This window comes from Rhizobium sp. BK399 (genome assembly GCF_014194695.1).
Classification (GTDB): domain Bacteria; phylum Pseudomonadota; class Alphaproteobacteria; order Rhizobiales; family Rhizobiaceae; genus Rhizobium.
Genome location: NZ_JACIAH010000018.1, coordinates 15,720 through 28,532 on the forward strand (window position 1 = coordinate 15,720; position 12,813 = coordinate 28,532).

9 protein-coding genes and 1 pseudogene are annotated in these 12,813 nt (G+C 61.1%); 8 read left to right on the forward strand and 2 right to left on the reverse strand.

Translation table 11 applies throughout. The features are described from left to right. Window positions 1-14 precede the first annotated feature (14 nt). From FHT97_RS25860 to FHT97_RS25895, 7 genes and pseudogenes are all read left to right on the forward strand, one after another. The gene (locus tag FHT97_RS25860) at window positions 15-2,525 is read left to right on the forward strand and encodes a CoA transferase (RefSeq protein WP_183864687.1); all 2,511 of its coding nucleotides are present in this window, start codon (window positions 15-17) and stop codon (window positions 2,523-2,525) included. A 117-nt stretch (window positions 2,526-2,642) separates the two neighbouring features. Further along, a complete protein-coding gene (locus FHT97_RS25865; RefSeq protein WP_183864688.1) occupies window positions 2,643-3,644 on the forward strand; it encodes an ABC transporter substrate-binding protein in 1,002 nt (333 codons plus the stop codon). A 61-nt stretch (window positions 3,645-3,705) separates the two neighbouring features. Continuing rightward, window positions 3,706-4,593, forward strand: a complete 888-nt coding sequence (locus FHT97_RS25870; RefSeq protein ID WP_183758559.1) for a proline/glycine betaine ABC transporter permease — start codon at window positions 3,706-3,708, stop codon at window positions 4,591-4,593. Continuing rightward, entirely contained in the window at window positions 4,586-5,665 is a 1,080-nt protein-coding gene (locus FHT97_RS25875) for a glycine betaine/L-proline ABC transporter ATP-binding protein (protein ID WP_183864689.1), read from the forward strand. Before FHT97_RS25870 ends, FHT97_RS25875 begins: the two co-directional genes overlap by 8 nt. Before the next feature lie 31 nt (window positions 5,666-5,696). After that, window positions 5,697-6,689: an MDR family oxidoreductase gene (locus FHT97_RS25880; RefSeq protein WP_183864690.1), complete on the forward strand. Its 993-nt coding sequence runs from the start codon at window positions 5,697-5,699 to the stop codon at window positions 6,687-6,689. 664 nt (window positions 6,690-7,353) lie between these two features. Next, complete coding sequence (locus tag FHT97_RS25885; protein WP_183864691.1) at window positions 7,354-8,358, forward strand: LLM class oxidoreductase; 1,005 nt, start codon at window positions 7,354-7,356, stop codon at window positions 8,356-8,358. 410 nt (window positions 8,359-8,768) lie between these two features. Beyond that, window positions 8,769-9,835, forward strand: a pseudogene (locus FHT97_RS25895) (IS630 family transposase). Here the strand turns inward: FHT97_RS25895 and FHT97_RS25900 are convergent. Both FHT97_RS25900 and trxC read right to left on the reverse strand, forming a co-directional pair. Then, complete coding sequence (locus tag FHT97_RS25900; protein WP_183758566.1) at window positions 9,729-10,190, reverse strand: DUF1931 family protein; 462 nt, start codon at window positions 10,188-10,190, stop codon at window positions 9,729-9,731. The pseudogene FHT97_RS25895 and the gene FHT97_RS25900 overlap by 107 nt on opposite strands. Window positions 10,191-10,341: 151 nt before the next feature. Next, window positions 10,342-10,821: a thioredoxin TrxC gene (trxC, locus tag FHT97_RS25905; RefSeq protein ID WP_210281058.1), complete on the reverse strand. Its 480-nt coding sequence runs from the start codon at window positions 10,819-10,821 to the stop codon at window positions 10,342-10,344. A 510-nt stretch (window positions 10,822-11,331) separates the two neighbouring features. Between trxC and FHT97_RS25910 the strand changes: the two genes are divergently transcribed. Beyond that, window positions 11,332-12,543, forward strand: a complete 1,212-nt coding sequence (locus FHT97_RS25910) for an alkene reductase (protein ID WP_183758568.1) — start codon at window positions 11,332-11,334, stop codon at window positions 12,541-12,543. Window positions 12,544-12,813: the final 270 nt, after the last annotated feature.

A 12,813-nucleotide genomic window follows, 5' to 3' on the forward strand; every position in this document is an offset into this window, starting at 1 on the left:
GGGAGATAAGAGCAATGACATCGATCGCACGTTCCGCGCTTCCACTTTCCGGCGTTCGGGTGGTTGATTTCGGGCAATATATCGCCGGCCCGGCCGTCGCCATGATCCTTGGCGATCTCGGCGCGACCGTCGTGCATGTCGATCCGCCCGGTGGTCCGCTCTGGGACACTCCTGCCAATGCCATCCTCAACCGCAACAAGCTGATCGTCACCCTCGATCTCAAATCGCAGCAGGGCTTGGATGAGGCGAAAGCGCTGGTGGCCGAGGCCGATATTATCGTCGAGAATTTCCGCCCTGGCGTGCTTGCCCGACTCGGGATCGATTTTGCCGAATTGCGTAAAGCACGGCCGGAACTGATCACCCTGTCGATTCCCGGCTTCGCCTCCGACGATGAGCTTCGTCGCGACTGGCGGGCCTTTGAGACGGTGATCGCGGCCTCGTCCGGCGTCTTTACGGATATGGGCCTCAATCGCGTCCTGATGGGCATTAACCCGTCTTTCTCGCCACTGCCGCTGTCCTCCGCCTACGGCACCATGCTTGCAGCATCCGCAACGGTGCTGGCGCTTCAGGCGCGGGAGCGCACGGGTCATGGCGACCACATCGAAGTGCCGCTGGCAAGCGCGGTGATGGAGGGCCTCTCCTACAATTCCATCCTGATCGACGACTATCCGCTGCGCTACCAGACCCAGCGCGAGCGGGAGATCGAACGGCGGCGCAGCGAGGGCCTGCCGATGGATATGTCCTATGACGCCCTCCAGGAGTTCCTCGATCCCTTTTATCGCAGCTATGTGTGCGCCGACGGGCGCATGTTCTACGTCGTCTGCCCCAGCCACAAGAACCATGCGAAGCGCTGCCTGCAAGCCCTCGGCATTTACGACGAACTGGTTGCTGAAGGACTGCGCGAGGAGGAAGACACCTATCTGCCGGTGTCGCAATGGTCGTCGGACGTTTCGCTCGGCGTCTATCCGCTTCCGAAATTCTGGGCAGACAAGATTGCGGCCCGCATGAAGGAGGTTTTCCTGACCAGGACGGCGGCCGAATGGGAGTGCGTCTTCGGGGAAGGGCTGTTTCCGGGTGCGCCGCAGCGCTGGCTGAAGGAATGGATCGCCGACGATCACGCCAGGGCCGCCGGCCTGATGATCGAGGTTGACGATCCGATCCTGGGCCAAATGACCCAGCCGGGGCCGATGGCCTGGCTACAGGAGAGCGCCGAAGCCATGCTTGCGCCACGCCCGCGGCGTTGGGGGACGGCCAAGGACGCCTTGGCGATGCTTGCGGAGATGGAACGCCCTTCCTTACCGGTTCCGACCGACGCCCCCGGTGGCTGGTTGGATGGCGTCAGGGTGCTTGATCTCTGCAACGTGATCGCCGGCCCGCATTCGGTCGCCTATCTCGCCCGCTTCGGCGCAGAGGTGGTCAAGATTGACCCGGCCAAGCCGCTCTATGACTGTTGGAACACCGTGATCTTCGGCATGTCGCACATGCGTGGCAAACAGTCCTTGCTGCTGAACATCGGTTCGCCCGATGGCCGCGTCGTCTTCGAGGAGTTGGTGCGCTCCGCCGACGTCGTCGTCTGGAATGCCACCGACAGGCAGGTCAAGGCGATGGGGCTAGACGCCGAAAGCCTGAAGGTGCTCAACCGCCAAGCGATCTTCTGCCAGCTCGATTGCTTCGGCGGCGTGCGAACCGGCCCGCGCACCGACTATCTCGGCTATGACGACCTCGTTCAATCGGCGACCGGCATCATGCTGCGTTTCGGCGGATCGATGGAAACGCCGGAGGAACATGCCCATGTCGGCACCATCGATGTCATGTGCGGCTTCGGTGCGGCGCTCGGCATTGCCGCCGCCCTCTACCAGAAATCCAGAACCGGGATCGTCGGCCGCCCGCGCACGTCGCTGTCGGCGCTGACCGGCCTCGCGCAGATACCGTTCTGCTACGACTACGCCGGGCGCGGTCCCTTCGACGAGCCGTCCGGACGCGAAACCAAGGGCTATCATGCCCTGTCGCGGCTGTACGAAACGGCGTCAGGGGATCACCTTCTCTTGTGCGCTTCGGAAGCCGACCTGCCGCGCTTCCGCAAGGTTGAAGGGTTGGAGGGCATACCGGAAATGGCGGCATCGGATCGCGAGGCCTACCTCTCGCGGGCCTTCATGACTGCATCCGCTGAGACCTGGCAACAGCGGCTACAGGAAGCCGATATCGGCGTATCGCTTTGCGAGAATATCGAAACTGTCCGGAGCCGCAGCGCCCGCATTGCCGACGCTACGCCGGGGATCGATCGTGGCAGCTATTCCTTCTCGATCTTCCCGAACCATCCGAGTGGCCACACCGTCACCCAGCTCGATCCCTTCGCTATTCGTCCGACGGTCGGCAAGGTCACGGCCGTCGCGCCGGCCGAGAAGTACGGGGCGTCCACACGCGCCGTACTGAAATCCCTGAACTACACCGACGCCCAGATCGATCGGCTGATTGCCTCCGGTGCGATCAGCGAGACCTGGAGCGAGGAATATCTGCCGAGCTAGCAGAAAACGGCGGCTTCGGGTTCTGAGGAGGATACCGAAGCTGCTCGCGGCCCGCCAAGATATCCGATGGCGTTGGCGGGCCTGCAATTTCAACATCGCACATAGGGAGGAAGTGCCATGAAAGAACTCTTTGCCTCGACATGCCTTGCAGCGGCGATGCTGACCTTTGGCAATTCGGCGCAGGCTGCGGATTGCGGCGACGTCACCATCGCCAGCATGAACTGGCAGAGCGCGGAAGTGCTCGCCAGTCTGGACAGGTTCATCCTGACCGAGGGCTACGGTTGTAATGCCGAAATCATACAGGGCGATACGGTCCCGACGATCACGTCGATGACCGAGAAGGGCCAGCCCGACATCGCGCCCGAAGGATGGGTCGATCTTCTTCCCGATGTCGTCAACGCTGGCGTTGCAAACGGAAAGCTCGTCGTTGCATCGACCGTCCTGACCGACGGCGCGGTGCAGGGCTGGTGGATGCCGAAATACCTTGCTGACGCGCATCCGGATATCAAGACGATCGATGATGTCCTCAAGCATCCGGAGCTGTTCCCGGATCCCGAAGACAAATCGAAGGGTGCCATTCACAATGGCCCGCAGGGCTGGGGCGGCACGGTCGTGACCGCGCAGCTCTACAAGGCCTATGGCGGGGAAGCTGCAAACTTCACGCTCGTCGACACGGGTTCGGCTGCCGGCCTCGATGGCTCGATTGCCAAGGCTTACGAGCGCAAGGAAGGCTGGGTCGGCTACTACTGGGCCCCGACCGCGCTTCTCGGCAAGTACGACATGGTCAAGCTCGATTATGGCGTGCCGCACGAAGCGGCCGAGTGGAAGCGCTGCAACACCGTCGCGGATTGCCCCGACCCGAAAAAGAATGAGTGGCCGAGGGACACCGTCCAGACGCTCGTGACCAAGCCGTTCTCCGAGCGCGCCGGCGAGGACGTCATGGGCTATCTCCACAAGCGCGCCTGGTCGAACGAAACCGTCAACAAGCTGATGGCCTGGATGACCGACAACCAGGCAAGCGGCGACGACGGCGCAAAACACTTCCTCGAAGAGAACGAGGCCATGTGGAAGGAATGGGTATCGCCTGAGGCAGCCGAGAAGATCAAAGCGGCGCTTTGAACTCGTTCAAGACGCTGCAGCGCGTCCAGAATGCGCTAGCTGTTATCGAGGAGGATAGATTTTGGATTGGCTGTTTAGCTTTCCGCACATGGATGACGCGTCTCTGCGTGATCTCAAGAAGGCAATCGACGAAGGCTTCCGCGGGTTCACGCGGGCCTATGGCGATGGTCTTGAAGCAGTTTTCGAGCCGCTGCAGCACTTTTTGATCTGGTCCGAGCGCTTCATGACGAAGACGCCCTGGCCGATCATCCTGGTATTGATCGCCGCCGTCGCGTGGTTCGCCAGCCGCAATTGGAAGATCGTCGCGGGAACGGTCGTGACACTGCTGCTCATCGGTTATTTCGACATGTGGGACGACACGATGAAGACGGTCTCGATGATCTTCGTCTGTACGGTGCTCTCGATCGTCGTCGGTATTCCCAGCGGTATCGCCATGTCGCGCTCCGACCGGGTGCAGAACGTGATCAACCCGATCCTAGACGTCATGCAGACCATGCCGAGCTTCGTCTATCTTATCCCGGTCGTCATGCTGCTCGGCATTGGCAAGGTGCCCGGCCTCATCGCCGTGGTCATCTACGCCATCCCGCCGATGATCCGCCTCACCAATCTCGGCATCCGCCTCGTCGACAAGGATGTGCTGGAGGCGGCCGATGCCTTCGGTTCGTCGAGCTGGCAGAAGCTGAAGAACGTGCAGATGCCGCTGGCGCTGCCCACCATCATGGCCGGCATCAACCAGACGATCATGATGGCGCTCGCCATGGTGGTCATCGCCTCGATGATCGGCGTGCAGGGCTTGGGCCAGCCGGTTCTGAAGGCGATCTCCAACCAGTATTTCACGCTCGGCATCTTCAACGGCCTTGCCATCGTCGGCATCGCGATCATCTTCGACCGCGTCAGCCAGGCCTTCGGCGTGCGCCTTCAAAAGCACCGGGAGGTGGTCCATGGGTAACAAGAAAATTGGCGGCTTCAGCATCGAAATCAAAAAGCTCTACAAAATCTTCGGTCCAAATGGCGCCGACTGCGTAAAACTCGTTGAGCAGGGTGTTACGAAGGCGGAACTGAACGAAAAACATGGTCATGTTCTTGGCCTGAGAGACATCAACATCTCCATGCCTGCGGGTGGCATTCAGGTGATCATGGGCCTTTCCGGATCGGGAAAGTCCACGCTTATTCGCCACATCAATCGCCTTATCGATCCGACGTCTGGTGAAGTTGTCATCGGTGAAGAGGATGTGGTCAAGATGGACGATGCGCAATTGCGTGAGTTCCGTCGGCATCAGACGGCAATGGTGTTCCAGAAGTTTGCGCTTCTCCCGCACCGCACCGTCCTCGAAAACACCCTCTATGGCCTGGAGATACAAGGGGCGCCACGGAACCGGCAGGTCGACTGCGCCATGCGATGGATCGAGCGGGTCGGGCTGAAAGGTTTTGAGAGCAAATATCCCAATCAGTTGTCCGGCGGCATGCAACAGCGCGTCGGTCTTGCCCGTGCGCTGGCGAACGATGCGCCGATCCTGCTGATGGACGAAGCGTTTTCCGCACTGGACCCGCTCATTCGCGTCGATATGCAGACCGTGCTCCTCGACCTGCAGAAGGAGATCAAGAAGACGATTGTCTTCATCACCCATGATCTGGACGAGGCGCTGAGGCTCGGGGACCGCATTGCGATCTTGCGGGATGGGGAAGTCGTGCAGCAGGGCACGCCGCAGGATATCGTGATGAACCCGGCCGACGACTACATCGCCAGCTTCGTCCGGGAAGTGAACCGCGCGCGGGTCATCAAAGTTGAGACTGTCGCCACCGCGCCGAACGGCTCGTCCGGCGAGCTGAAGATTTCGGTGCCGGCCGGCGCGACGCTGGAGGAAGCGGCAAGAGCAATGACGCTGGCCGGGACAAGCGAGATCGCCGTCGTCGATGGCGACGGTCAGGTCACAGGTGTGCTGACGCTTCCCCAGGCGGTTCATGCCATGGTCAATGCGCAAGTCGTCTACTCGACATCCGACGCCAAGAAAGTTGCGTAGGAAAAAAGAAATCCAGAAATGGGAGCCTCAGATGTTTGACGCCGTCTTGATCAGAAAGTCCGACAGCGGGCAGGAAGCCGGTGTTTCCAAGGTCGAGACCGCGCAACTGCCACAAGGCGACGTGTTGGTGGACGTCGCGTGGTCGACCCTGAACTACAAGGATGCCTTAGCGATCACCGGCGCCTCGCCGGTCGTTCGCAGCTTCCCTATGGTGCCGGGGATCGATTTTGCGGGTGTCGTGGCTGAAAATTCCCATTCCGACTTTAAGCCGGGCGATCGGGTCGTGCTGAACGGCTGGGGCGTTGGAGAGCGGCATTGGGGTGGGCTGGCGGTCAGGGCGCGCGTAAGGGGAGATTGGCTCGTGCCTTTGCCAGAAGGGGTCAGTCTGCGGAACGCCATGGCGATAGGGACGGCCGGCTACACCGCGATGTTGTGCGTTATGGCGCTCGAGCGCAACGGTGTGCTGCCGGACAGCGGAGAGGTGGTGGTAACCGGCGCGGCCGGTGGTGTCGGCAGTATTGCAACCATGCTTCTGGCCTCACGCGGCTATAGCGTTGCTGCCGTTACAGGGCGGATGACCGAAGCGGATTATCTCACCGGCCTCGGTGCCACCTCTATCATTGACCGGGCTGAGTTCACACAGGTCGGCCGGCCCTTGGCCAAGGAGCGTTGGGCAGGAGCCATCGACGTGGCAGGCGGAGTGGTGCTGGCCAATGTACTGGCTTCGATGCGCTATCGCGGTGTCGTCGCCGCATGCGGACTAGCTGGTGGGATGGAACTCCCCACGACCGTCGCGCCCTTCATCTTGCGCGCTGTGACGTTGGTCGGGATCGACAGCGTTTTGTGTCCCAAACCCCAGAGACTGGCCGCCTGGCAACGACTGGCGCAGGAACTCGATATGGCGAAACTCGATGGAATGACAACGGAGGTCCACCTCTCTGACATTGTGTCAATGGCACCTAAATTCCTTGATGGTCAGGTGCGGGGCCGCATACTTGTGCCAATCAACCTGCAGGTTGGTTGATGTAGCCTTAGATTTTACTGTCGGCTAGGAAGCCTGGCGCAGGCAATAGCAGCGCGCATCTCCGCGCGGCGTCCTTGCGAGCAAAGGCAGCATCCAACTTCCGGAGGCGAAGGCGCTTGCATAGAGCCGCAGTTGTTGTGACCATATGGTGCCGATGCGACGGCAGTCGGACGACCGGGTCGCCTGCGCGCCAAGCGCGGATGGTGCTTATTCGGTTCGCGCCAAAGGAGGCAATCCTCGCGCCGCCTTGCTGGTAGGCTGCGGACTGAACAATCAAGAAGAGAATGTCCATTATTTGGGCAACTTCTCCCCGGTCGATGGCTGGAGAGACTATGCGTCCTATGTTCGACTATCCACGAAGCATAGCCCTAATACGTGGAGAATCGTTATGGTTGAACCAGCGTTTTCGCAACCGGAGACCGATGCTCCCCCCGACAATGGACTTGAGGCTTTGATCCAGCTCCTCTTCGAGGGCGAACGAACTTGATTGCGGGATTGCGGCACCGTGGATGGGCGCCGCACCCGATACAGAGATCACGGTAAATCGCCGAATTTGGAGAAATAAAGCATGGCCCGGCTTGTCTGGCACAGCTTCCCCTCTCGCTCCGTGAAAAATTGACCGTTGTCATGGCCGCGATGTGCTCTTCGTCCAGAATGAGGCATCATGCTAAAAGCCAAAAAAGATGCGTCCATCAGCGATTCCGCCGGCTTCCGGGGCATGTTCTCGCTTGGCCGGCTATCGCTCGGAGTGTTCTTCCCTATCGAGGCTTTCGAGAGGGACGAGCCCAGCATCCGCGATCAACCGCGTCTTGCCCGGCGCGCCGAGGAACTCGGCTTTGCCGGCCTTTGGACACGAGACGTGCCTCTGAGAGATCCGAATTTCGGAGATCTGGGACAGATCCACGATCCGTGGGTGTGGCTGGGCTGGATCGCTGCGCATACCTCGACGATCGCGCTTGCGACCGGATCGATCATTCTCCCCTTGCGCCACCCGCTCCATACTGCAAAGGCGTCCGCATCGGTCGATCAACTGACGGGCGGGCGATTCGTCCTCGGCGTCGCATCCGGCGATCGCCCCGTTGAGTTTCCGGCATTCGGTGTCGACTGGCACCAGCGCGACGTCCTCTTTCGCGAGAACCTGTCGACGATCCGCAGGGTGCTCATGGAGGAATTTCCAAGCGTCCAGTCGAGCTATGGCGCCTTGATGGGAACGGCGGACCTCGTGCCCAAACCCGTCTCTCGCCTGCCGATCCTGATCACCGGTTCGAGCCGCCAGAGTTTTGAGTGGATCGCCGAGCATGCGGACGGCTGGATCACCTATCCACGCGACCTCGCACGGCAGGCGGAGCTGGTCGCGAAATGGCGCGCAGCGGTGGAGGTCATGTCGCCTGGTGTGTTCAAGCCCTTCGTGCAGTCGCTCTATGTCGACCTGGCCGACGAGCCGGCCGAGCCGCCTCGGCCAATTCATCTCGGATTCCGAGCCGGCCGCAACTTCCTGCTCGACTTCCTGAACGAACTCGCCAGCGCTGGCGTCAATCACGTCATCCTCAACCTCAAATATGGTCGGCGCGATGCGGGCGAGGTGCTGGAGGAGATCGGCCGGGAGGTCCTCCCGCACCTGGGCAAAGGTGTGGGGACGCCCCCTCTCGAGGCGGCTACTGCAAACTAGGTCGTGTACTCACAAGACCCAGCCTAACGTCCGCGTCAATCCAGGAGCGACTGAATCGCTCTAACGCCCGAAATGACGCGATGGGCCAACAACTGACATCGGAAGCTCACCTACTTTAGTGCAGCTTCGATGGCGTTAACCAAGTCGTTTTCCGTGAAGGGTTTCAAGATTATTCGCCAGTCCTTCAGTTCCTTCAGGGGGCCTCGATCGCTATAGCCGGGAGGATGACTGGCAAAGTTGGCCGCATCGCGCGTATCGCTTTCGCAAGCTCACCGCCGCTCATTTCCGGCATCGCGAAGTCCGCGAGAACGACATCTATTTCTTGATCCCTTGCGAGCAGCCGGAGCGCTTCATTGGCGCTCTCCGCTGACGCCGTTGCATATCCGAGAGCCTCGAGCAGGAGTTGATTGATGGTTGGCAGGCAAGCAGGCCTCGTCGTTCTGAGCGACGCGGATAGAAATTTCCTGTAATCTCAGGTACGCCGGCATAAAGCGCCGCGCTCCTTGTCGGATCGATGCCGGATGGTCTTGGTGTGTGCGCAGGGTCTGCAAAGCAAAGACGTTGCCGAGCGTCTCGGGGTCCACGAGCATACGGTTGGCAAGTGGCGCCGCCGGTTCCTACAAGATGGTATTGAAGGGCTGACAGATGAATATCGTGCCGGTCGACCACGAACTGTCTCTGATGCCCAGGTTGCTCAGGTCGTCGAGCGTACATTGAACACCACTCCCAAGGATGCCACGCACTGGTCCATCCGTTCGATGGCAGCCTCCAGTGGACTTTCGCATACCACCATCCGTCGGATCTGGACAGCATTTGGCCTGCAGCCGCATCGTGCCGGGACATTCAAGCTTTCCTCTGATCTGCTCTTCGTCGATAAGGTGCAGGACATCGTCGGACTTTACATGTCGCCTCCGGACCGGGCGGTCGTGCTTTGCGTGGATGAGAAGTCACAAATCCAAGCCCTGGATCGCGAGCAGCCTGTGCTGCCTATGGCGCCGGGCGTCGCCGAACGGCGCACTCATACCTATGTCCGCAATGGCACGACCTCCCTGTTCGCCGCGCTCGACGTCGCGACTGGCGCCGTGATCGGTCATTGCTACAAGCGTCACCGAGCGACCGAATTCCCCGACTTTTTGAAGCGGATTGACGCCGAAATGCCCAATGGGCCGGACGTGCATCTGGTGATGGACAACTATGCCACCCACAAGACACCAAGGGTCAAGGCATGGCTCGCGCGCCGCCCAGACTGGCATGTTCACTTCACGCCAACGTCGGCATCCTGGATCAATCAGGTCGAGCGATGGTTCGCAGAGCTGACGCGAAAACAGTACACCGTTCCACTGCAGAACTTGAGGCCGACATCGACGCTTTCATCGAAACCCACAACGACAATCCCACCCCATATATCGCACGCAACCAGGGGCAACGGCCATTAGTGCAGCAGGTCGAACAGGCGCCCTGGTGGTCGGATTCCTGAGATTCGGGTCGATGATCCTGAAGGTCTCCGCAAGGGCGAGGCATAGTCCCCCGGCAATCTCGGAGAACCGTGCCTGGGTCTCGTCGCCGATCGTAAGATCGCTCGGCGGCAACCCGATCTGCCCGGACAGGTAATTCGTCAGGTGCAACTCCGCATTGATCAGCCGGAAGCGGTGGATCGTCTCCTGGAGCCCCTTGGTGATCGGGAGATCCCAGGGCTCGACCACGTCGCGACTGTTGGCCTTGGCGTTTGCCTCGCCGCGAACAACAAGGTCCGTGACTTTCCGACGAACGAAAGTCTCAAGCTGCTCGAGGTCGCTCTTGTCGAGATCGAGATCGCCCGCCCGGGGAAACATCTTCTCTGCCTATGAATGGTCGCCATTGCGCACCTCACCTGCTGGACCGCCACTATGAGGCCATCTGCCCGATCGCGCCTTTACGCTCGTCAGGGCGACGCGCCGCCAATTGTTCGACGACCGCGCTGCCAGAGGCTATGCAAAGGCGCCCTCAAGCCCTGTTTAGCGCCTGCTCGACCCAATCGACGATCGCCGACGTCGGCATCGCGCCCGAGGTGCGAGCGATCTCTTGCCCTTTGCTAATCATGATCATGCTCGGAATGCTGCGAATGCCGTAGCGCCCGGCAATAGCGGGTTCCGCCTCGGTGTCGAGTTTGCCAAGCCGCACCCGCGGCTCCAGCCGCGGTGCCGCACTCTCGAAATTGGGAGTCATCATCCGGCACGGACCGCACCATTCCGCCCAGAAGTCGATCACGACCGGCAGGTCGCTCTTGAGCGCGTGCGAATCGAAGTTCGCGCCGTTGAGCTCGACGACTTTGCCAGCGAAGAGGGGGTTGTGACACCTCCCGCATTTCGGGTTGCGGTCGAGTTTTGCGCGGGGGACGCGGTTCACTGATGCATCGACCGGACAGGCGACGAACAGGATCTCGCCAGATGCTTCCGGCCGGCTATCGGTGGTCGATTGGGACATCGGCGTCTCCTTGATAGGGCGCGGCAGGTAGGGTGCAGTCGGAGCGGCGCGCTAGCTTTGGCTGATCTGCACGGGAAGGCGCCGCTTCACGCTTCGATCAGTGCGCCGATCCTGTGCGTACGGCGAATGTCGACCAACTCCTCGGCTTCGCCAACGGATTGGACCATTGCGTTGACAGGGACCGGCATCACCCCCTCACCGTCTCTGGGACCAGACGGATACAGCGCGGTTGTAACCGGCTGGCAACCCCATTGGGCCAACGATCTCCTGGGCCTTATAGCAAGCCAACGCCCATCCGTCATTGACGGGCGTCAGCAATCGAGCGCGACCGGATAGTCGCCGATTCTTCATGCATGGCATGAACGATCGTTGGCCGAGCGCCGTCGTCGGTCTCGGCAGCAAATCGTAAGCCGCACTGACGGGCGTCAGTTGAGGCGGATCGCTGTGCTCCTAACATTCCGCGATGAGGGTCCTGGAGACCTGGCAATTCCAATCTCTGAAGGATGGAATATGGACGAGGCAGCTACCATTAAACAATCCCCCGGTGCTACTCATGCGCCGGACACGGACGTGCTGTTCCAGCCGTACCGGCTTGGACCCTTCAACCTGCAGCATCGCATCGTCATGGCACCGCTGACGCGCTCGCGGGCGCGCCAGCCGGGCAATGTGCCGAGTTCCCTTGCCGCCTGCTACTACGCGCAGCGCGCATCCGCGGCGTTGATCGTGAGCGAGGCAACCCAGGTCTCGATGCAAGGACAGGGTTACGCCTGGACGCCCGGCATCCACAGTCGTGAGCAGGTAGAGGCATGGCAACGGGTCACCCAAGCGGTGCATCAGGCCGGCGGATTGATGTTCAACCAGCTTTGGCACGTCGGGCGTATTTCGCATCCCGCCCTGCAGCCCGACAACATGCTCCCCGCCGCCCCGTCCGCCATCGTGCCGGAAGGGACGGCCTTCATCGAGAACGAGCGCGGCGAAGGCGAGCTGGTCCCGTTCGTGCGACCGCGCGCTCTCGACATCGAAGAAATGCCCTACATCGTGGCGCAGTATGAACGCGCCGCCAGAAACGCTCAGGCCGCCGGCTTCGATGGCGTCGAGATCCACGCCGCCAACGGCTATCTGCTCGATCAGTTCATCGAGACCGGCACCAACCGACGTACCGACTTCTATGGCGGCCCGGTCGAGAACCGAGCGCGATTGCTGATCGAGATCGCCGAGGCCGTGATGCGGGTCTGGGGGCCGGATCGCATCGGAGTGCGGCTGTCGCCGATGGGCACGGCGAACGACATCCACGACGACCAACCGGAGGCAACCTTTGGCTATGTCGCTGAGCGCCTGAGCGACTTCCGCTTTGCCTATCTGCATATCGTCAACCCGGCCATGGAGCAGATGCAGCGCGGCGACGCTCCGGATCCACGGGCGCTGGGTATGGTCGAGACGATCAGGAAAAACTTCAAGGGAACCCTGATAGTGGCGGGCGGCTTCAAGCCCGACACCGCGGCGCAGTGGCTTCGCGAAGGCAAGGCCGACCTGATCGCGTTCGGCCGACAGTTCATCGCCAATCCCGACCTGGCGGAGCGTTTGCGCACCGGCGCGCCTCTCAATGCCGAAGATCCGACGACGTATTATGGCGGCGGCGAGAAGGGATACACAGACTATCCATCACTGGCTCAGGATCGAGGCGAACAACCGAAGGCGTGCGTCGACGAGCGGTGGCGGTAAGCCGCGACGGCTTTCTCTGGAGCGGCAGTTCCCGCGATCGTTCCGGCAAACCAGCTCCTTCGAAACGGAAAAAACCAGGGCTTTCCACTGTGCCTTGAGCACGCTGTGGGTGATATGGATCCGGTCCGCGAACTCCCATACGGGCCCGCAGCCTCCGGTGCTACATCAGAGACCGGACAGATGGCAGCCTCCGACCACGTGCCAAGCTTCAAGAAACCGCTTGCGTCTCATGGGGCGTCCACAGATGGGAAGCGGACTGTCGGCTTGAGA

Excerpts from the sequence above, each read along its gene's own strand:
- FHT97_RS25860 (WP_183864687.1), top strand. The coding sequence starts at position 15 with ATGACATCGATCGCACGTTCCGCGCTTCCACTTTCCGGCGTTCGGGTG.
- FHT97_RS25865 (WP_183864688.1), top strand. The coding sequence starts at position 2,643 with ATGAAAGAACTCTTTGCCTCGACATGCCTTGCAGCGGCGATGCTGACC.
- FHT97_RS25875 (WP_183864689.1), top strand. The coding sequence starts at position 4,586 with ATGGGTAACAAGAAAATTGGCGGCTTCAGCATCGAAATCAAAAAGCTC.
- FHT97_RS25880 (WP_183864690.1), top strand. The coding sequence starts at position 5,697 with ATGTTTGACGCCGTCTTGATCAGAAAGTCCGACAGCGGGCAGGAAGCC.
- FHT97_RS25885 (WP_183864691.1), top strand. The coding sequence starts at position 7,354 with ATGCTAAAAGCCAAAAAAGATGCGTCCATCAGCGATTCCGCCGGCTTC.
- FHT97_RS25900 (WP_183758566.1), bottom strand. The coding sequence starts at position 10,190 with ATGTTTCCCCGGGCGGGCGATCTCGATCTCGACAAGAGCGACCTCGAG.
- trxC (WP_210281058.1), bottom strand. The coding sequence starts at position 10,821 with ATGTCCCAATCGACCACCGATAGCCGGCCGGAAGCATCTGGCGAGATC.
- FHT97_RS25910 (WP_183758568.1), top strand. The coding sequence starts at position 11,332 with ATGGACGAGGCAGCTACCATTAAACAATCCCCCGGTGCTACTCATGCG.